General features: G+C 64.0%; 15 protein-coding genes. 6 read left to right on the top strand and 9 right to left on the bottom strand.

Annotated features, from left to right (window positions below):
* The first annotated feature begins 83 nt into the window (after positions 1–83).
* Both wecB and ACVIGA_RS07035 read left to right on the top strand, forming a co-directional pair.
* On the top strand, positions 84–1,133 hold the full coding sequence (gene wecB, locus ACVIGA_RS07040; RefSeq protein ID WP_456665805.1) for a non-hydrolyzing UDP-N-acetylglucosamine 2-epimerase: 1,050 nt from the start codon (positions 84–86) through the stop codon (positions 1,131–1,133).
* Positions 1,134–1,342: 209 nt separating this feature from the next.
* Positions 1,343–2,647 carry a nucleotide sugar dehydrogenase gene (locus tag ACVIGA_RS07035; RefSeq protein ID WP_456665804.1) on the top strand — a complete coding sequence of 435 codons (1,305 nt, stop codon included), beginning with the start codon at positions 1,343–1,345 and terminating at the stop codon, positions 2,645–2,647.
* A gap of 34 nt (positions 2,648–2,681) precedes the next feature.
* On the opposite strand, the gene ACVIGA_RS07030 is transcribed toward ACVIGA_RS07035, so the two are convergent.
* A complete protein-coding gene (locus tag ACVIGA_RS07030) occupies positions 2,682–4,043 on the bottom strand; it encodes a hypothetical protein (protein ID WP_456665803.1) in 1,362 nt (453 codons plus the stop codon).
* A 364-nt stretch (positions 4,044–4,407) separates the two neighbouring features.
* Here ACVIGA_RS07030 and ACVIGA_RS07025 point away from each other — a divergent pair, with 364 nt between their 5' ends.
* Genes ACVIGA_RS07025 through ACVIGA_RS07015 form a run of 3 tightly spaced genes read left to right on the top strand, consistent with a single transcriptional unit; the run spans position 4,408 to position 7,041 of the window.
* Positions 4,408–5,469 carry a Gfo/Idh/MocA family protein gene (locus ACVIGA_RS07025; protein ID WP_456665802.1) on the top strand — a complete coding sequence of 354 codons (1,062 nt, stop codon included), beginning with the start codon at positions 4,408–4,410 and terminating at the stop codon, positions 5,467–5,469.
* Complete coding sequence (locus ACVIGA_RS07020) at positions 5,466–5,933, top strand: acyltransferase (protein ID WP_456665801.1); 468 nt, start codon at positions 5,466–5,468, stop codon at positions 5,931–5,933. Before ACVIGA_RS07025 ends, ACVIGA_RS07020 begins: the two co-directional genes overlap by 4 nt.
* 10 nt (positions 5,934–5,943) lie before the next feature.
* The gene (locus tag ACVIGA_RS07015; RefSeq protein WP_456665800.1) at positions 5,944–7,041 is read left to right on the top strand and encodes a DegT/DnrJ/EryC1/StrS family aminotransferase; all 1,098 of its coding nucleotides are present in this window, start codon (positions 5,944–5,946) and stop codon (positions 7,039–7,041) included.
* Positions 7,042–7,072: 31 nt separating this feature from the next.
* Here the strand turns inward: ACVIGA_RS07015 and ACVIGA_RS07010 are convergent, their stop codons facing one another.
* Together ACVIGA_RS07010 and ACVIGA_RS07005 are read right to left on the bottom strand one after the other, a co-directional pair.
* Positions 7,073–7,603, bottom strand: coding sequence for an HAD-IIIA family hydrolase (locus tag ACVIGA_RS07010; RefSeq protein ID WP_456665799.1), 531 nt, complete (start codon positions 7,601–7,603; stop codon positions 7,073–7,075).
* 98 nt (positions 7,604–7,701) lie between these two features.
* The gene (locus ACVIGA_RS07005) at positions 7,702–8,925 is read right to left on the bottom strand and encodes a phenylacetate--CoA ligase family protein (protein ID WP_456665798.1); all 1,224 of its coding nucleotides are present in this window, start codon (positions 8,923–8,925) and stop codon (positions 7,702–7,704) included.
* Between the two features lie 95 nt (positions 8,926–9,020).
* Here ACVIGA_RS07005 and ACVIGA_RS07000 point away from each other — a divergent pair, with 95 nt between their 5' ends.
* Complete coding sequence (locus ACVIGA_RS07000; RefSeq protein WP_456665797.1) at positions 9,021–10,169, top strand: AGE family epimerase/isomerase; 1,149 nt, start codon at positions 9,021–9,023, stop codon at positions 10,167–10,169.
* A 64-nt stretch (positions 10,170–10,233) separates the two neighbouring features.
* On the opposite strand, the gene ACVIGA_RS06995 is transcribed toward ACVIGA_RS07000, so the two are convergent.
* From ACVIGA_RS06995 to ACVIGA_RS06970, 6 genes are all read right to left on the bottom strand, one after another.
* Entirely contained in the window at positions 10,234–11,073 is an 840-nt protein-coding gene (locus ACVIGA_RS06995; RefSeq protein WP_097674824.1) for an ABC transporter ATP-binding protein, read from the bottom strand.
* A gap of 139 nt (positions 11,074–11,212) precedes the next feature.
* Entirely contained in the window at positions 11,213–12,496 is a 1,284-nt protein-coding gene (locus ACVIGA_RS06990) for an ABC transporter substrate-binding protein (RefSeq protein ID WP_420965081.1), read from the bottom strand.
* Between the two features lie 53 nt (positions 12,497–12,549).
* Positions 12,550–13,623, bottom strand: a complete 1,074-nt coding sequence (locus ACVIGA_RS06985; RefSeq protein WP_456665796.1) for a branched-chain amino acid ABC transporter permease — start codon at positions 13,621–13,623, stop codon at positions 12,550–12,552.
* 3 nt (positions 13,624–13,626) lie between these two features.
* Positions 13,627–14,520, bottom strand: a complete 894-nt coding sequence (locus ACVIGA_RS06980) for a branched-chain amino acid ABC transporter permease (RefSeq protein WP_223969207.1) — start codon at positions 14,518–14,520, stop codon at positions 13,627–13,629.
* Between the two features lie 142 nt (positions 14,521–14,662).
* Positions 14,663–16,591 carry an AMP-binding protein gene (locus tag ACVIGA_RS06975; RefSeq protein ID WP_456665795.1) on the bottom strand — a complete coding sequence of 643 codons (1,929 nt, stop codon included), beginning with the start codon at positions 16,589–16,591 and terminating at the stop codon, positions 14,663–14,665.
* Positions 16,588–17,409 carry an ABC transporter ATP-binding protein gene (locus ACVIGA_RS06970; RefSeq protein ID WP_375775695.1) on the bottom strand — a complete coding sequence of 274 codons (822 nt, stop codon included), beginning with the start codon at positions 17,407–17,409 and terminating at the stop codon, positions 16,588–16,590. Before ACVIGA_RS06970 ends, ACVIGA_RS06975 begins: the two co-directional genes overlap by 4 nt.
* Positions 17,410–17,633 lie beyond the last annotated feature (224 nt).

Genomic DNA, 17,633 nt, shown 5'->3' with positions numbered 1-17,633 from the left:
GGAATCCAAAGGACGATCTCGGCGAACCCTGTCGATGCGTCGGATCATCGCCTGGCTGAATCGCAACACCGTTAGTAGAGCCCATGACGCTGAAGATACTGACCATCGTTGGTGCCCGGCCGCAGTTCATCAAAGCCGCGGCCGTCAGTCGCGCGATCCGGGAGACCGACGGGCTTTCGGAAGTGATGGTGCACACCGGCCAGCATTTCGATCCGAACATGTCCGACGTCTTCTTCGAAGAGCTCGACATTCCCAAGCCTCGGCATCATCTCGATATCAATGGCGGCGGCCATGGCGATATGACGGGACGCATGCTGATGGCGATCGAGCCGATCCTGCTCGAGGAAAAGCCCGACTGGGTCGTCGTCTACGGCGACACCAATTCGACGCTGGCCGGCGCTCTTGCGGCGTCGAAGCTGCACATTCCGGTCGCGCATGTCGAAGCGGGACTTCGATCGTTCAACCGCCGCATGCCGGAGGAGATCAACCGGGTCGTGACGGACCATCTCTCCGCGCTGCAGCTCTGTCCGACGACGACCGCCGTCACCAATCTGGCCGCCGAAGGCGTGACGGCCGGCGTACATCACGTCGGGGACGTGATGTACGATGCGACCCTGTTCGTGACCGACAAGGCAGAGAAGAGCTCGGCAATATTGAGCAATCTCGGGCTGGCCTCGAAGACATATGCGCTCGCGACGATCCATCGCGCCGAGAACACCGGCGATCGGCAGCAGCTTCTCGCGGTCGTGCAGTTCCTGCAGGATCAGTCGCGCAAATTTCCCGTTGTCCTCCCGCTGCACCCACGCACCCGACAGGCTGCTGTGGCGATGGGGGTCGATCTGGACGGCCTGAAGGTCATCGATCCAGTGGGTTACGTCGATATGGCGAAGCTTCTGCACAACGCCCTCGAAGTCTACACGGACTCGGGAGGGGTGCAGAAGGAGGCCTATTTCCATCGTGTGCCGTGCATCACGTTGCGTGACGAGACCGAGTGGACGGAGACCATCACGCACGGGTGGAACCGGCTCTGGAAGCAGCCGGCGCAGGCAGTCCGGCGCGATATCGACGAGTATGGGACCGGTCGCGCCGCCTACGATGTCGCGCGCCTGTTGAGCTCGGGCGGCCCGCGGTAGCCTTGCCGCGAGGAATTTGACCAGGCGCTCCGTCCGGAGCTGCCGCCAGTTGTGGCAAGTAACGGTCCCGTTCGGTTTCGTACCGCGGCGCTTGAGGAGGCCTCCAGCAGGCCTTCCAGGGTTGTGGCTTTGCCGCTATGGCGCTATCAGAGGCCCAGTTAGATCGTTTTCAGGCCGATTATCCGTAACAACCCCGTACGAGTGATGAAATGAATTCCGAATTGATCGCGAAGCTCAACGACAAAACGGCCAAGATCGGCATCGTCGGTTTGGGCTATGTCGGCCTGCCTCTGATGCTTCGCTATTGCGAGGTCGGCTACAAGGTGATCGGCTTTGATATCGACCAGACCAAGGTCGACGCGCTTCGCGCCGGCCGCTCCTATATCGAGCATATCTCGAGCGCCAGCATCAAGAATGCGACGGAGCTTGGGTTCGAGCCGACGACCGATTTCTCGCGCGCCCGCGAGGTCGATGCGCTGATCCTTTGCGTTCCGACGCCGCTCAACAAGTACCGCGAGCCCGATCTCAGCTTCGTGCTGAACACCACGGAGTCGCTGCTGCCGTATCTCCACCAGGGAATGGTGATGTCGCTGGAAAGCACCACCTATCCCGGTACGACCGAGGAGGAACTGAAGCCGCGCATCGAAAAGTGCGGCTTCACCGTCGGCAAGGACGTCTTTCTTGTGTTCTCGCCGGAACGCGAAGACCCCGGCAACCAGAATTTCACGACGCGTTCGATCCCGAAGGTCTGCGGCGGCTGCACGCCGGCATGTCTCGAGGCCGGCATCGCGCTCTATCGTCAGGTGATCGACAAGGTCGTTCCGGTGAGCTCGACGCAGGCCGCCGAGCTGACGAAGCTCCTGGAGAATATCCATCGCTCGGTGAACATCGGTCTCGTCAACGAGATGAAGATGGTTGCCGACAAGATGGGGATCGACATTCACGAGGTGATCCGCGCGGCGGCAACCAAGCCGTTCGGCTTCGTTCCGTACTACCCCGGTCCCGGCATCGGCGGTCACTGCATTCCGATCGACCCGTTCTACCTGACGTGGAAAGCGCGGGAATACGGCATGCACACACGCTTCATCGAGCTCGCCGGAGAGATCAATTCCTCGATGCCGGACTACGTGGTGTCAAAGATCTCGCTGGCGCTCAATCAGAGGCACAAGTCGATCAGCGGCAGCTCGATCCTTGTTCTCGGCATTGCCTACAAGAAGAATGTCGACGACGTCCGCGAATCGCCGTCGGTGGCGCTGATGGAGCGGCTTCGCGATCTCGGCGCCAAGGTGTCCTACAGCGATCCGCACGTCCCCGTGTTCCCGAAGATGCGGGCGCATTCGTTCGATCTGTCGAGCGTCACGCTCACCGAGGACAGTCTGCGGCAATTCGATTGCGTCCTGCTTGCGACCGACCACGACAAGTTCGACTATCAACTGCTCGGCGCGCACGCGCCGCTGCTGGTCGATTGCCGTGGAAAGTTTCCTCAGCCGGCGGACAATATCATTCGCGCCTAGGCGACTGCGCGGGCGCTCGCCCAGAACCGAAGCTCTAGGCGGCCTCAGCATCTGATCGACGGTCGCTCACCGCGGCCGTCGACGCTGCCGTCTGGTCGAAGGCCGATCGCGGCGCAATGTACCAGAGCAAGAAGAGCAGCCCGGTGCCGTTCGTGAGCAGGGCTGTCGAAAGCGGTACGTTGAGGAGAACTTGCGGGAGAAGCCCGGCGGACAGCAGCACGAATCGCGGCGGCAGGCCGGACGAGAGGCGATTGCCGAGGGCAATCACCAGGCCGCAGCCCAGCGCGGACACCGGGGCGAGCACGAGGCCGACCGAAGCGATGCCTTCGGTGGCAAACAGCGAAGCGTTGAAAGCACCGAGATCATAGGACCTGGCCATGACGGCCCATATCGGCTCGTTGTAGGCGCACGCGACCACAAGCTTCACGGCGTTGATCTGGCAGAAATGGGTCAGCGGATGTGCCGAGAAGTAGTTGTTGTAGATTTCGAGGGCGAGCGACGGGATCGCAACCATCCTGGTGTTGACGGTGCCGAAATAGACCAGTCCGGGGGTCAGTGGAAACAAGTCGGTCTTGACCAGCACGAACAGGATCATGCCGATCAGGACCGGCAGGAAAAACGACAGGATCGTTGCAACCCTGGCCTCTACCAGCTTGCAGACGAGCGCGAGAAACAGCAGCCAGACCGGCGCGAACAGCGCCATCTTGGTCAGCATGATTGGGTAGATCAGGAGCATCAGAACGAGCGCAATCCCGGCCTGCCAGAACCGCTTGCTGGTGACGAAGCAGGCAAAGGCGAGCGGCAACAGGGCGTTTGAGACGATCCAGACCGCATATCGCAGGATGCCCGGCAGCGCGACCTCCGCGCGATACTTGTACATCTCGTTGAGGTCGACCAGCTTGAGGTTGTAGAGGGCGCCGATGCCGATGATCGCGGCCGACGCGATCAGGATGACGGAAGGCATCATGTGAAAGGCGCGGGCCGGCATGACGACGACCTGCCGCATTGGCGAGGTAATAAACAGCGTGGGGGCAAGGAAGGCGAACGCCGAAAGCACGATCGAGATGAGCGCCAGGCGGTGATCATAGTCGAGCAGCGAGAACTCGATCAGCCAGAGATATCCCAGAACCATGATGTAGAAGTAGAAGCCGACGAGATAGCCGAAGCTGAAGCGGCTGAATGCGAACAGGATGACGACGGGACTGAATACCAGAACGTTCAGGATTGCCGATGTCAGGTGCGACTTGTCGAAGCCGATGACGCCGGGGAAGGAATCCGTGATCGTGATGCAGTACAGCGAAATGCAGCAAATCGCGACGTGCGCATAGGCGAGCAGGGCAAGCCTGGCTTGGCGCCGGCCCAAATCCGGCTCCAGTTGCATGACGCGATGGTTCATTCTCATTTGCCGCCGTACCGGGCCATGCGTTTGGACTGTCTCGTTGGTGATCGTATTCGGGCAGGCAGGGTCCGAACAATCGCCTCACGATGACGCCTCCTGGGCCCCACGACATGGCACGGCACCGGTAGGACGACAAGGATAGGCTGGTGCTTCGTGCTGCTTTTCCTGCCCCGGTGATGCAGCGGCGTCGCCTTGTGCAACAAATCCGCCGCGGGCCGTGTTGCCTGATCGGGGCAAGGCCTTGCCTTATCCCGAGTTTTCTGGGTAATGGACGCTATGCTGCGGCTCGCAAGGCCGCTTGTTCCCTCGGCTCTTCGGCTGGCTGCAATGGCTGGTCACGAGACAAGACAGGGCCTGTTGCATGATCAGATTTGGCCTGCTCGGGTGCGGGCGTATCGCCAAGCGCCATTCCGATCTCCTGGGTGGCAATCACATCGCGGGAGCGAGCCTGGTTGCCGTTTGCGATCCGCTTCGTGCTCGTGCCGATGCGATTGCCGGGAAGTTCGGCGTTCCCGCCCATTACGACATGGACGAATTCCTCGCCCGCAAGGATATCGACGCCGTTGCCGTGCTGACGCCGAGCGGACTACATCCAGCGCATGTGATCGCCTGTGCCAGGGCCGGCAAGCACGTCGTGGTCGAGAAACCGATGGCGCTGCGCTTGCAAGACGCCGACGACATGATCCGGGCCTGCGACGAAGCCGGCATCAAGATGTTCATCGTCAAGCAGAACCGCTTCAACGTGCCGGTGGTCAAGGCGCGCGAGGCGCTCGATGCCGGCCGCTTCGGCAAGCTCATCCTGGGGACGGTGCGCGTCCGCTGGTGCCGCGACCAGGCCTATTACGACCAGGACGATTGGCGCGGCACCTGGGCCTATGACGGCGGCGTGCTGACCAATCAGGCGAGCCACCATGTCGATATGCTGGAATGGTTCTTCGGCGACGTGGTGAGCGTGCATGCGCGCGCGACGACGGCGCTGGCCAGCATCGAAACCGAGGACACCGCCGTCGCGACGTTGAAGTTCCGCAACGGCGCGCTCGGAATCATCGAGGCGACCACCGCGGCGCGCCCGACCGATCTCGAAGGTTCGCTCTCGATCCTGGGCGAAAAGGGCACCGTTGAAATTTCCGGTTTCGCGGTCAACCAGATTCGGCACTGGCGTTTCGTCAACGAACTGCCGTCGGACAAGGACGTCGTGGAGAAGTTCTCGGTCAACCCGCCCAACGTCTACGGCTTCGGCCATCAGGCCTACTATCATCACGTGGTCGATTGCCTGGAGAACCAGCGCGCGGCGCTGGTCGACGGGCTCGAGGGCCGCAAGAGCTTGGAGCTGATCTCGGCCCTCTATGAGTCGATCGAGACCGGAGAGGAAGTTGCGCTGCGCTTCACGCCGCGGCTGAGCCGGCTGGGTGTCGTTTCGTGAATCGGCCGGAAGTGCATCAGGCCAGCGTGCGCGACGTGACGTTCGGCGAACGCGTCAAGATCGTCGAGCCCTGCAACCTCTATGGCTGCACGCTGGGCGACGACTGCTTCATCGGACCTTTCACCGAAATCCAGAAGGGCGTGGCCGTCGGAGCCCGCACCCGCGTGCAATCGCATGCCTTCGTGTGCGAGCTCGTCACCATCGGCGAGGACTGCTTCGTCGGGCACGGCGTGATGTTCGTCAACGACACGTTCTCCACCGGCGGCCCGGCGCGCGGACGCAAGGAGCTGTGGCGCGAGACGGTTATCGGCAACCGGGTGTCGATCGGCTCCAACGCCACGATCATGCCGGTCAGGATCACTGATGACGTCGTCATCGGCGCAGGGGCTGTCGTGACCAAGGACATCACGATATCAGGCACCTATGCCGGTAATCCGGCGCGCCGGCTGCTGGCGAGCCAATAGGGGACTATCGATGCCGGTGCCGTTTGCCGACCTGCAACTGCAATACCAGTCCATCAAAAGCGAGATCGACGCGGCGATCGCCGGTGTGATCCGCGACAACGCCTTCATCCGCGGCAGCTATGTCGACGCCTTCGAGCGCGAATTCGCCGCGGCCGCGGAGGTGGCTCATTGCGTATCCTGCGCCAACGGCACCGATGCGCTTTACCTCGCGATGCGGGCGCTGAAGGTGAAGCCGGGCGACGAGGTGATCACGACGGCGCATTCCTGGATCTCGACGGCGGCGATGATCACCCACTCCGGCGCCACCGTCGTGTTCTGCGACACCGACGACGCGACGTTCACAATCGATCCGGCGGCGATCGAGGCCGCGATCACGCCGCGCACCGTCGGCATCATCCCCGTGCATCTGTATGGCCAGCCCGCGGACATGGACGCAATCATGGCGATCGCGCAGAAGCACAAGCTCTGGGTGATCGAGGATTGCGCCCAGGCCCATCTCGCGCGCTACAAGGGCCGCATGGTCGGAACGTTCGGCGAGGCCGCGACCTATTCATTCTACCCCGGCAAGAATCTCGGCGCGATGGGCGATGCCGGCGCGGCCGTCACGAATAATGCGGCGCTCGCCGAGCAGATGGCGATGCTGGCGCGCCATGGCGGGCTGGTGAAGCACCAGCACCATATCGAGGGCGTCAACAGCCGGCTCGACGGCATGCAGGCTGCGATCCTCTCGGCCAAGCTGCCGCATCTCACCGCATGGACCGAGGCCCGACAGGCCGCGGCGGAGGTCTACGACACCGGCCTCAACCAGATCGAGGACGTCGTGGTGCCCGAAGTGGCGCCGGCGCGCAGCCACGTCTACCACCTCTATACGATCAGGCATCCGCGCCGCGACGCGCTCGCCGCGCATCTCAACGCCAATGGCGTGCAGACCGCGATCAACTACCCCACCGCGCTGCCCTTCCTGCCGGCCTATGCCCGGTTTGCCCACCGGCCGGAGCAATTTCCCAACGCCCACCGCGATCAGGGCCAGATTCTCTCGCTGCCGATCTTCGCCGAGATCACGCGCCCGCAGCAGGATGAGGTGATCGAGCTGGTTCGCAAGTTCTGATCGCGATGCTGGCCTCGCACGGGCGCGGGGCTCAGCTTCGCTGCAGCAGCGGCCTCAGGAACACTTCCAGATTGGGGCCTGAGAATAGGTAGCCCTTCAGGCCAGCCGCGTGCGCAGCCTCAAGATCGGTAGGCTGATCACCGACCAGAAAGCTTCGTTCGACGTCGACCGGAAAGCGCGCCAGCAGATCGGTGATCATGCCCGGCGACGGCTTGCGCCGGGGGCTGACCTGCCGATATCGCTCAACGGTTCCCTCGGGATGGAACGGGCAATACTCGAAGGCATCGATATGCGCGCCGATCTTGCCGAGCTCGGCGGCCATCCAGTCGTGGAGCTGCTGGATTTGCGCCTCCTCATAGAGGCCTCTCGCAACACCTGACTGGTTGGTCACGACGAACGCAAGATAGCCCATGTCGTTGACGGCCTTCACCGCCTCGCGCGCGCCGTCGATCCAGATCAACCTGTGGCTCTCGAACAGGTAACTGATGTCGTGGTTCAGGACGCCGTCCCGATCGAAGAAAACCGCGGGCCGTCGCGGCTTACTTTCGGAAGCGCTGCTCATGAGATGATGATCCGTCCGTGTCCACGAGGCATGGGCCAGCTCAATAGTTCACAATGCCGCGCGCGACAATGTGGATTGGACCACACGGGGTGGGCGGCTCATCGCTCGTCCGCAATCACCTTGCCATCGTTCGGCAGCGAGCCTGCGCCGACCAGCTCGACGGCGCCGCCCAGTTTTGTCACTGCACGCAGCGTGGCCGCGACTTCGTTCAGCAGGGGGTCCGGCGCTGAAGCACATTCGGCTTTCAGCGTCATCGCGTCAGCCTCGCCGGCGCGCGTGACCACGAGGCGCAGCCGTCCGAGCTCGGGATGGCGCTTGCCGATCTCGGCGATCTGCTCGGGGCGCACGAACATGCCCTTGACCTTGGTGGTCTGGTCGGCGCGGCCCATCCAGCCCTTGATGCGCATGTTGGTGCGTCCGCACGGGCTCGCGCCGGGCAGGGCGGCGGTCAGGTCGCCGAGCGCGAGGCGGATCCAGGGATGATGCGGATCGAGCGAGGTCACCACGATCTCGCCGACGTCCCCCGGCGTAACGGGATCGCCGGTGCCGGGCTTGACGATCTCCAGGATCAAATCCTCATTGACCGTCATTCCCTCGCGCGCCGGCGTCTCGAACGCGATCAGGCCGAGATCGGCGGTGCCGAACGCCTGGTAGGCCTCAACGCCGCGCGACTTCATCTCCTCCTGCAACGATTTCGGAAATGCGGCGCCTGAGACCAGAGCGCGCTTGATCGAGGACACGTCGCGGCCATCAGCTGCGGCGGCGTCGAGCAGGATCTTCAGGAAATCAGGTGTGCCGCTATAGCCGACCGGGCGATAGGCCTCGATCAGCTCGAATTGCTGCTCGGTATTCCCGGGGCCCGCCGGGATCACCGCGCAGCCGAGCGCCCGCGCGGAGGCGTCGAAGATGAAGCCGCCGGGGGTGAGGTGATAGCTGAACGTGTTGAGCACCACGTCCCCCTCGCGAAAGCCCGCCGCAAACAGCGCACGCGCGCCGCGCCACGGGTCCACTTGGCGGCCTTCGGGCTCGAAGATCGGCCCGGGCGAGGTGAACAGCCGGGCGAACGCGCCGGGCTTGTCGGCCACGAAGCCGCCAAAGGGCGGCGCCGCCTTGTGCAGGGCCGGCAGTTCCGACTTGCGCAGCACCGGCAGCCCCGCCAGTGCCTCCCGGCTGGTGATGGACGCTGGATCGGTGCCCCTCAGCAGGTTGGCGTAGGCCGGCGCTGCCATCGCCTTGCGCAGCACCTCCGGCAGCCGGACGAACAGGGCGGCCTCGCGCTGGGCCGGATCGCGCGTTTCAAGGGCGTCGTAATGATCGGTCATGGCAGGTCCTTGAGAGGATTTGCGCAGGTGGCGTGCCCGTCCGCCCGTGCTATCAGACGGTGAGCGCTGACATTGGGACGGTTCCAGGGAGCACGATGGCTGAGGCAGAGAGCGTTGCGGCGGACGGGGCCGCCGACGTCGTCGCGAGGTTGAAGCGCCGCATCATCGACCATGCCTTGCCGCTGTGGTCGACGGTCGGCTGGGACGCCACGGCCGGCGGCTTTGTCGACCGGCTGCACCAGGATGGGACAGCCGACAACGCCGCGCCGCGCCGCCTGCTCGTGCAGGCGCGCCAGATCTATTGCTACGCCAAGGCGGCCCAGATGGGTTGGTACCCCGAAGGACGCGCGATCGCGCTGAAGGGGCTGGAATATTTGCTGGCCAAGGCCAAGGCGCCGGATGGCCGGCCGGGCTTCGTGTTCAGCCTGACGCCGGACGGCGGCGTGCATAACCCGCTGCGCGCCACTTATGGCCACGCTTTTGTGCTGCTCGCGCTGGCGACCGCCTACGGCCTCGACCAGGACGCCCAGATCCGCGCCGAGATCGACGCGCTGCTGTCGTTCCTCGACACCCAGCTGCGCTCGCCCCATGGCGGCTTCCAGGAAGGCCTGCCGCCGTCGATGCCGCGCCGGCAGAACCCGCACATGCATCTGTTCGAGGCGATGATCGCCTGCTTCGACGCGACGCATGATCTGTCGTTCCAGAACCGCGCCGGCGATTTCTTCGCGCTGTTCCTGGCCAACCTCTACGACAAGCAGACGCACACGCTCGGCGAATATTTCGAGGAGGACTGGTCGAGGATCCCGCCGGTCAGCGTCGAACCCGGGCACCTCGCGGAATGGGTCTGGCTGCTGAAGGGATTTGAGCGGATCACCGGCTGCCCCACGGGACGCCCGCGCGGCGAACTGCTGGCCTCTGCGCTGCGCTATCGCGACGCCACCGGCTGCCTGATCGACGAGGGCGATGCCGAGGGCAACATCCGCCGCCACAGCAGACGGCTGTGGCCGCAGAGCGAGCTGGCGAAGGCCTGGATCGCGCAGGCGGAGTCGGGCGAAGTCGGCGCGGCGGACGAGGCCCGCGCGGCGCTGGTGCTGCTGGAGCGGCACTATCTCAGCCATCCCGTGGCCGGCGGCTGGTACGACCAGTTCGATCGCGACGGTAGCTCGCTGGTCGCCACGATCCCGGCGTCGTCGTTCTACCATGTGCTTTGCGCGGTCACTGAAGCCGAGCAGGTGCTCGGATAGAACCGCCTTCCTGGTCTGACGCGTTTTCTGCACACGCATCTCCGCCCGAAAACGCCCGATATCCTCACAGCCAGCGCTTGCGCCGCTTGAAGCTCTTCAGGTTCTTGAAGCTCTTGCGCTGGTCGCCGGCGCCGCCGAGGTAGAACTCCTTGACGTCCTCATTGTCGCGCAGCTCGTCGGCGGAGCCGTCGAGCACGACCTTGCCCTGCTCCATGATGTAGCCGTGGCTCGCGACCGACAGCGCGGCGCGCGCGTTCTGCTCGACCAGCAGGATCGTGACGCCGAGATCGCGGTTGATCTCCTTGATGATCGCGAACACTTCCTTGACCAGCAGCGGCGACAGCCCCATCGAGGGCTCGTCCATCAGGATCATCTTCGGGCGCGCCATCAGCGCACGGCCGATTGCGAGCATCTGCTGCTCGCCGCCGGAGAGATAGCCGGCGAGACCCGTTCGCTCCTTCAGCCGCGGGAAATATTTGAACACCATGTCGATGTCGGCGGAAACCTCGCCGTCGCGCCGGGTGAAGGCGCCGAGCCGCAGATTCTCCAGCGAAGTCATGTCGGCGACGATGCGGCGGCCTTCCATCACCTGGAAGATGCCGCGGCGGACGATCTTGTCGGGATCGATGCCGTTGATGCGTTGGCCCTCGAACAGGATCTCGCCGCGGGTGACTTCGCCGTCCTCGGTCTTGAGCAGGCCGGAGATCGCCTTCAGCGTCGTCGACTTGCCGGCGCCGTTGGCGCCGAGCAGCGCCACGATCGCGCCCTTCGGCACCTCGAGGCTGAGGCCGCGCAGCACCAGGATGACGTCGTCATAGACGACCTCGATGTTGTTGACGCTGAGCAGTGGCGGCGGCGGGACGGCCGTCGGCACCGGGCGGGTGGCTTCGAGGGTTTCGTTCATGGTCTTGATCACTCTCCACTGTCGTCACCCGCGAAAGCGGGTGACCCAGTATTCCAGAGGCGCCAGCGATCAATCGAGAGGCCGCGGCGTACTGGATCCCCCGCTTTCGCGGGGGATGACGACTTCCTGAGTTACAACCTCACCAGCCAAACCATTCCGGCTTGCGCGGCAGTTCGACGGTCTTCACCTTCTCGAGCTTGATCGTGCCCTTGCCCATCAGGTCGTTGATGTCGCCATCGGTCGCGCCGGAAACCTTGGCGCGATAGAGGTCGACCTTCGTCGTCGGGCGATGATCCTTCTCGGTCCAGTTCGATGGATTGCAGACGCCGTCCATGCCGGCCGGCACCCAGTCCTTCTTCTGGTAGAAGCCCTTGGCGACGTTCTCACCGGTGGCGCCGCCGTTCTTGGCGGCCCAATCCAGCGCTTCCTTCATGTAGAGCGCGCTGCACACCGCGGCGATGTAGTGCACCGGGCGATAGACCTTGCCCGACGGATCGGACATCTTCGAGATTTCCATCACCGTCTTCATGCCGGGCGCATTGCCGCCCCAGCCGACCGCCGTGCGCAGCGGGAAGATCACGCCGTCGGCGGCATCGCCCGCGGTCTTGGCGGCATTCTCATCCATGCCCCACACATTGCTGAGGAACTGGACGTCGACGCCGGCGGTCTTGCAGGCCTTCATGACCGAGATGTTGGAGGCCGCGGTGTTGCCGAGATAGGCGTAATTGGCGCCGGAGCTCTTCAGGCTCAGGCACTGCGCCGAGTAGTCGCCGGGTGACAGTGCGAACACCAGCGGCGGCAGCACCTCGAAGCCGAGCTCGGTCGCGAGCGCTTCGCCTGCGGCCTTCGGCGCGTTCGGATAGGGGTGGTTGGCGCCCATGTGGACGAACTTCGGCTTGCCGGGCTTGCCCTTCGCCTTCCAGTCCTCGGCCGCCCAGGTCAGCTCGGCGCGCAGCGCATCCGAGTAGCTCGGGCCGTAGAAGAAATTGTACGGCGCGGGCTTGGCCTTGCCGCTGGTGCCTTCGGGATCGGTCAGTGCTGCGGCGTAGGAGCCCGACATGTCGGGGATCTTGTCCTGGGCGAGGAAGCCGGTCAGCGCCTCGGTGTCCGCCGTGCCCCAGCCCATGATCGCCGCGACCTTGGCGTCGGACGCCGACCACTTCTTGTACAGCGCGATCGCGCGCGGTACCTGGTAGCCGTAGTCGTTGCTGTCGACGCTGAGCTGCTTGCCGCCGACGCCGCCGTTCTTGTTGACCCAGGCGAAGGTATCGGCGACGCCCTGGCCATAGGGCGTGCCGACGTCGGAGGTGCCGCCCGAGAGGTCCTGCAGATGGCCGATGGCGATCTGCGCCTGCGCGGTGGCGGCCGCGCTGCTGATCAGCAGCGCAAGGGAGACCGAGCTCAAAAGGGATCTAATCGTCATTGGTGTTTCCTCCTGCTTTTATTCGTTGAACCGAATTTGAGTTGTTCCAAGCGTCAGTGCGAGAACGGATAGAGCTTCCAATAGGCCTTGATCTGCCGCCAGCGATGCGCGAGGCCATCCGGCTCGAACATCAAAAAGCCGATGATGATCAGGCCGATCGCGATCTCGCGCAGGAAGGTGATGTTGTTGTTGAGCTGCAGCGCCTTGTCGATGGCGCTGCCCTTTAGCCAGGCGCTCAGCCATTCCATCGATTCCGGCAGCAGCACCACGAAGGCCGTGCCCATCAGCGTGCCCATCACCGATCCGGTGCCGCCGATGATCACCATCGCAAGGAACAGCACCGAGCGCTCGATGCCAAAGCCTTCCTGGGAGACCACCAGCTGATAATGCGCGTAGAGCGCGCCGGCGATGCCGGCGAAGAAGGCGGCGAGTCCGAACGACAGCGTCCGGTACTTGGTCAGGTTGATGCCCATGATCTCGGCGGAGAGATAGTGATCGCGGATCGCGACCAGCGCGCGGCCGTCGCGGGTGCGCATCAAATTGGTGACCAGCAGATAGCTGATCACCATGTAGGCGAGCACGACGTAGAAATACTGTTTGTCGCCGCGCAGCGTGTAGCCGAAGATCGAGAACGGATTGGCGCTGGCCGGCACCGAACCGCCCGAGAACCAATCGGCGCGCGAGAAGAAGTCGAGCAGGATGTACTGCGCGGCGAGCGTCGCGATGACGAGGTAGAGCCCCTTCAGCCGTGCTGCTGGCACGCCAAACACCAGGCCGACCAGCGCCGTGATCGCGCCGGCGAGGGGGATCGCGAAGAACACCGGGATCGGTGCGTTGTTGGAGATGTAGGCCGAGGTAAAGGCGCCGAACAGGAAGAACGCGGCGTGGCCGATCGAGATCTGGCCGGTGAAGCCGACCAGGACATTGAGACCGAGCGCTGCGATCGCGAAGATGCCGATCTGGATCGCGATCGAGAGTAGGTAGTTGGACAGTAGCATCGGCGCGCAGCAGGCGAGCGCGATGCCCAGAATCGCGAAGTTGCGGCTGGTCGCGGTCGGGAAGATCGTGGTGTCGGCCGCGTAGCTGGTGCGGAAATCGCCCGACGGGATGAGGGTGCTCGTTGCCATTGATCAGACCCGCTCGATGTCCTTGGTGCCGAACAGCCCGTACGGCTTGATCATCAGGATGATGATCAGGACGTAGAACGGCGCGATCTCGTACAGATTGCCCCAGTGCAGATATTCGCTGTCGACATACTGGGCGACGTTTTCCAGCAACCCGATGATGATGCCGCCGAGCACCGCGCCGCCGACCGAGTCGAGCCCGCCGAGGATCGCGGCCGGAAACACCTTGATGCCGTAGGCGGAGAGGCCGGACGACACGCCGTTGACCACGGCGACCACGACGCCGGCGACCGCCGAGACCGTGGCCGAGATCGCCCACGCCATCGCAAACACGTTCTTCACGGAAATGCCGAGCGACTGCGCGACCTGCTGGTTGAAGGCGGTGGCGCGCATCGCCAGGCCGTATTTGGAGGCGCGGAAGAACCAGGCCATGCCGACCATCATGGCGAGCGAGACCACGAGGCTCATGACATAGACAGTCTGGATCTGCAGTCCGAACAGGCTGACCGACTGGCTCTGGAATACGCGCGGGAACGGCTGCGGGTTGACGCCGAAGATCCACTTCAGCGCGGCCTGGAACACGGTCGAGAGGCCGATCGTCACCATGATCACGGAAATGATCGGTTCGCCGATCATCGGCCGCAGGATCACGACCTGGATCGCGATGCCGAAGATGAACATGAACACCAGTGTGATCGGCATGCCCACCCAGAACGGCACCTGGTACTTCGTCAGCAGCGCCCAGCATACCCAGGCGCCTACCAGCAGCAATTCGCCCTGCGCGAAGTTCACGACCTGCGTCGCCTTGTAGATCAGTACGAACGACATCGCGACGACGCCGTACAGCGTGCCGACCACGAGGCCATTGACGATCAGCTGGATCAGGAACTGGATGTTCATGGGGTGTTGCCAACCTTGCAGATCGTCATCGCCGGGCTTGACCCGGCGATCCATCGCGAATGAAGACCCTTGCGAAGGGGATGGATGCGCGGGTCAAGCCCGCGCACGACGGCCGAATATGCGGATCGCGCGGCTTGAATGGTCATTCCGCTGCCTCCGCGATCACGGCACGGCCGAGATCGACGACCTCGAGCGTGGTGCGGACGCGCTGCGTGGTGCCGTCCTGGAAGCGGATCAGGGTGTCGACGGGAATGTTGACCTTGCCGCGGTAGATCGCCTCGATGATGTCGGCGTATTTCTCGTTGATGACGCCGCGGCGGACCTTTCGGGTCCGCGTCAGTTCGCCGTCGTCCGCATCGAGCTCCTTGTAGAGCAGCAGGAAGCGCGAAATGCGTTGCGCCGGCGGCAGGGTGGTATTGACGGTCTCGACCTCTTTCTTCAGCAGCGCGTAGACTTCGGGCCGCGAGGACAGGTCGGTATAGGTCGTGAACGAGATCCGGTTCTTCTCCGCCCATTTCGAGATGATCGAGTAACGGATGCAGATCATCGCAGCCAGCGCGTCGCGGCCGGCGCCGAGCACGACCGCTTCGGCGACATGGGGCGAGAATTTCAGCTTGTTCTCGATATATTGCGGCGAGAAGCGCTCGCCGCGCGAGGTCTCGGCGAGATCCTTGATGCGGTCGATCACGACAAGCTGTCGATTGTCGTTGTAGTAGCCGGCATCGCCCGAATGCATCCAGCCGCCCTTGATGTCGGCGACCGATGCTTCGGGGTTCTTGTAGTAGCCGTGGAACATGTTGGGGTGCCGCACCACGATCTCGCCGACGCCGTTGACATCGGCATTGTCGATGCGGATCTCGATGTCATCCGCCATCGGAACGCCCGTGGTATCGGGATCGACCTTGCCTTCGGGATGCAGCGTGTAGGCGCCGAGCAGCTCGGTCTGGCCGTACAGCGTGCGCAGCGGCACGCCCATGGCCTGGAAGAACTTGAAGGTATCCGGCCCGAGCGCCGCGCCGCCGGTTGCCGCCGAGCGCAGCCGCGTGAAGCCGAGCCGGTCGCGTAGCGCACGGAACAAGACCTTGTCGGCGAACATCGAGTGCTTGCCTTCGGCGAGCGCCGCAAGCCCGGTCTTCATGCCGAGATCGTAGAGCCGCTGCTTGAACGGCGAGGCATCCATCACCCCGGCGCGGACGTCGGCCGCGATCGATTCCCAGACCCGCGGCGCGAACAGCACGAAGGTCGGCGCGATCTCGCGGAAGTCGTTCATCATGGTGTCGGGCTCTTCGACGAAGTTGACCTTCATCCGGGAGAGCAGCGCTTTGCCCAGCGCGTAGATCTGTTCCATGATCCAGGGCAGTGGCAGCACCGAGACATATTCGTCGTCCGGCCCCTTCGGATCGAAGGCGAGATAGGTCGCGCAGTGCCGCAGCACACGTCCGGCCGAGAGCATCGCAAGCTTCGGGTTGGCTGTCGTGCCCGAGGTCGTGCAGAGGATCGCGACGTCTTCGCCACGCGTGGCGTCGACCAGCCGGTCATACAGTCCGGGCTCGCGCGCGGAGCGGTCGCGGCCCAGCGTGACGAGCTTGCTCGCCTCCATCAGCCGCGGATCGTCGTATTTCCGCATACCCCGCGGGTCGGAATAGACAATGTGCTTGAGATTGGGCACGCGGTCGGCAAGGGCGAGCAGCTTGTCGACCTGCTCCTCGTCCTCGGCGAAGACCAGCTTGGCCTCGCCATAGATCAGGAGATAGGACGCTTCCTCGTCCAGCACGTCGCGGTAGAGGCCGAGGCTCATCGCGCCGATCGCGTGGGCCGCGATCTCGGCGGCGACCCAGTCTGGCCGGTTGTCGCCGATGATGCCGATCACGTCGCCGCGGCCGAGGCCGAGCTCGACCATGCCGAGCGCGAAATCATGGGTGCGGGTCTGGTAGTCGCTCCAGGTGAATTCGCGCCACAGCCCTAAATCCTTCTCGCGCAGCGCGATCTCGCCGCCGTGCTCCCTCGCGTTGAGACGCAGCATCTTGGGAAAGGTGTCGGCCTGCGCGGCGCGACCGGCATAGTCCATCATGCCGCGCTCTCCCGCACCGCCGGCTTGTCGTCGGGATCGACCAGCACCTCGTCCTCTTCGCCGAGATAGGCGCGCTTGACGTGGGGATCGGCGAGCACGGCGGCCGGATCGCCCTCGGCGATCTTGCGGCCGAAATCCAGCACCATGACGCGGTGGGAGATGTCCATCACGACGCCCATGTCGTGCTCGATCATCATCACCGTCATGCCGAACTCTTCGTTGAGATCGACGATGTAGCGCGCCATGTCTTCTTTCTCTTCGAAGTTCATGCCGGCCATCGGCTCGTCGAGCAGGATCAGCTGCGGCTCCAGCGCCATCGCGCGGGCGAGCTCGACGCGCTTGCGCAAGCCATAGGGCAGGGTGCCGGCGGTCGCCTTGCGCACCGACTGCAGATCGAGAAAGTCGATGATCTCCTCGACCTTGCGGCGGTGCTCCAGCTCCTCGCGGCGCGCGCCGGTCAGCCAGTACAGCGATCCCGTGATGAAGTTGTTCTTCAAGAGGTGATGGCGTCCGACCATGATGTTGTCGAGCACGCTCATATGGTGGAATAGCGCGAGATTCTGGAAGGTCCGGCCGATGCCGAGACGGGGCCGCGCATTCGGGGTGAGCGCAGTGATGTCCTGGCCGCGATAGAACAGCTGGCCTTCGGTCGGCCGGTAGCGGCCGGAGATGCAGTTGACAATCGAGGTCTTGCCGGCGCCGTTCGGGCCGATGATGGAGAACAGCTCTCCCTCGTTGACGCCGAAGCTGACTTCGGTCAGCGCGCGGACGCCGCCAAAGCGCAATGAGACTCCGCGCACCTCGAGACTGTTGGCCACCCTGTTCCCTCCAGATAGGGGCGCTTTGGCGCGCTCTTTATCTTCGCTTCGATCTTACACTTCGATCTTACATGGGCCGCCGGAGGGAGACCATCCGACTAATGAAGCCGGCGTTCGGGAGCATTGCTCGCCCCGATCGCCTACGTCATGCGCGGTAACGCCGCACCCCGCCTGCAAGCCCGTCGCTCGCGTCGTCCGCGGTCGGCGCTCCATCAAGGCGCTGC

This window comes from Bradyrhizobium sp. USDA 3240 (assembly GCF_054063295.1).
Note: the sequence above shows the minus strand (reverse complement) of the source record. Positions and strands in the feature narration are given on the sequence as shown.

What these genes read in the sequence shown, in the direction of transcription:
- wecB (WP_456665805.1), top strand. Translation starts at nt 84, where the DNA reads ATGACGCTGAAGATACTGACCATCGTTGGTGCCCGGCCGCAGTTCATC.
- ACVIGA_RS07035 (WP_456665804.1), top strand. Translation starts at nt 1,343, where the DNA reads ATGAATTCCGAATTGATCGCGAAGCTCAACGACAAAACGGCCAAGATC.
- ACVIGA_RS07030 (WP_456665803.1), bottom strand. Translation starts at nt 4,043, where the DNA reads ATGAACCATCGCGTCATGCAACTGGAGCCGGATTTGGGCCGGCGCCAA.
- ACVIGA_RS07025 (WP_456665802.1), top strand. Translation starts at nt 4,408, where the DNA reads ATGATCAGATTTGGCCTGCTCGGGTGCGGGCGTATCGCCAAGCGCCAT.
- ACVIGA_RS07015 (WP_456665800.1), top strand. Translation starts at nt 5,944, where the DNA reads ATGCCGGTGCCGTTTGCCGACCTGCAACTGCAATACCAGTCCATCAAA.
- ACVIGA_RS07010 (WP_456665799.1), bottom strand. Translation starts at nt 7,603, where the DNA reads ATGAGCAGCGCTTCCGAAAGTAAGCCGCGACGGCCCGCGGTTTTCTTC.
- ACVIGA_RS07005 (WP_456665798.1), bottom strand. Translation starts at nt 8,925, where the DNA reads ATGACCGATCATTACGACGCCCTTGAAACGCGCGATCCGGCCCAGCGC.
- ACVIGA_RS07000 (WP_456665797.1), top strand. Translation starts at nt 9,021, where the DNA reads ATGGCTGAGGCAGAGAGCGTTGCGGCGGACGGGGCCGCCGACGTCGTC.
- ACVIGA_RS06995 (WP_097674824.1), bottom strand. Translation starts at nt 11,073, where the DNA reads ATGAACGAAACCCTCGAAGCCACCCGCCCGGTGCCGACGGCCGTCCCG.
- ACVIGA_RS06990 (WP_420965081.1), bottom strand. Translation starts at nt 12,496, where the DNA reads ATGACGATTAGATCCCTTTTGAGCTCGGTCTCCCTTGCGCTGCTGATC.
- ACVIGA_RS06985 (WP_456665796.1), bottom strand. Translation starts at nt 13,623, where the DNA reads ATGGCAACGAGCACCCTCATCCCGTCGGGCGATTTCCGCACCAGCTAC.
- ACVIGA_RS06980 (WP_223969207.1), bottom strand. Translation starts at nt 14,520, where the DNA reads ATGAACATCCAGTTCCTGATCCAGCTGATCGTCAATGGCCTCGTGGTC.
- ACVIGA_RS06975 (WP_456665795.1), bottom strand. Translation starts at nt 16,591, where the DNA reads ATGATGGACTATGCCGGTCGCGCCGCGCAGGCCGACACCTTTCCCAAG.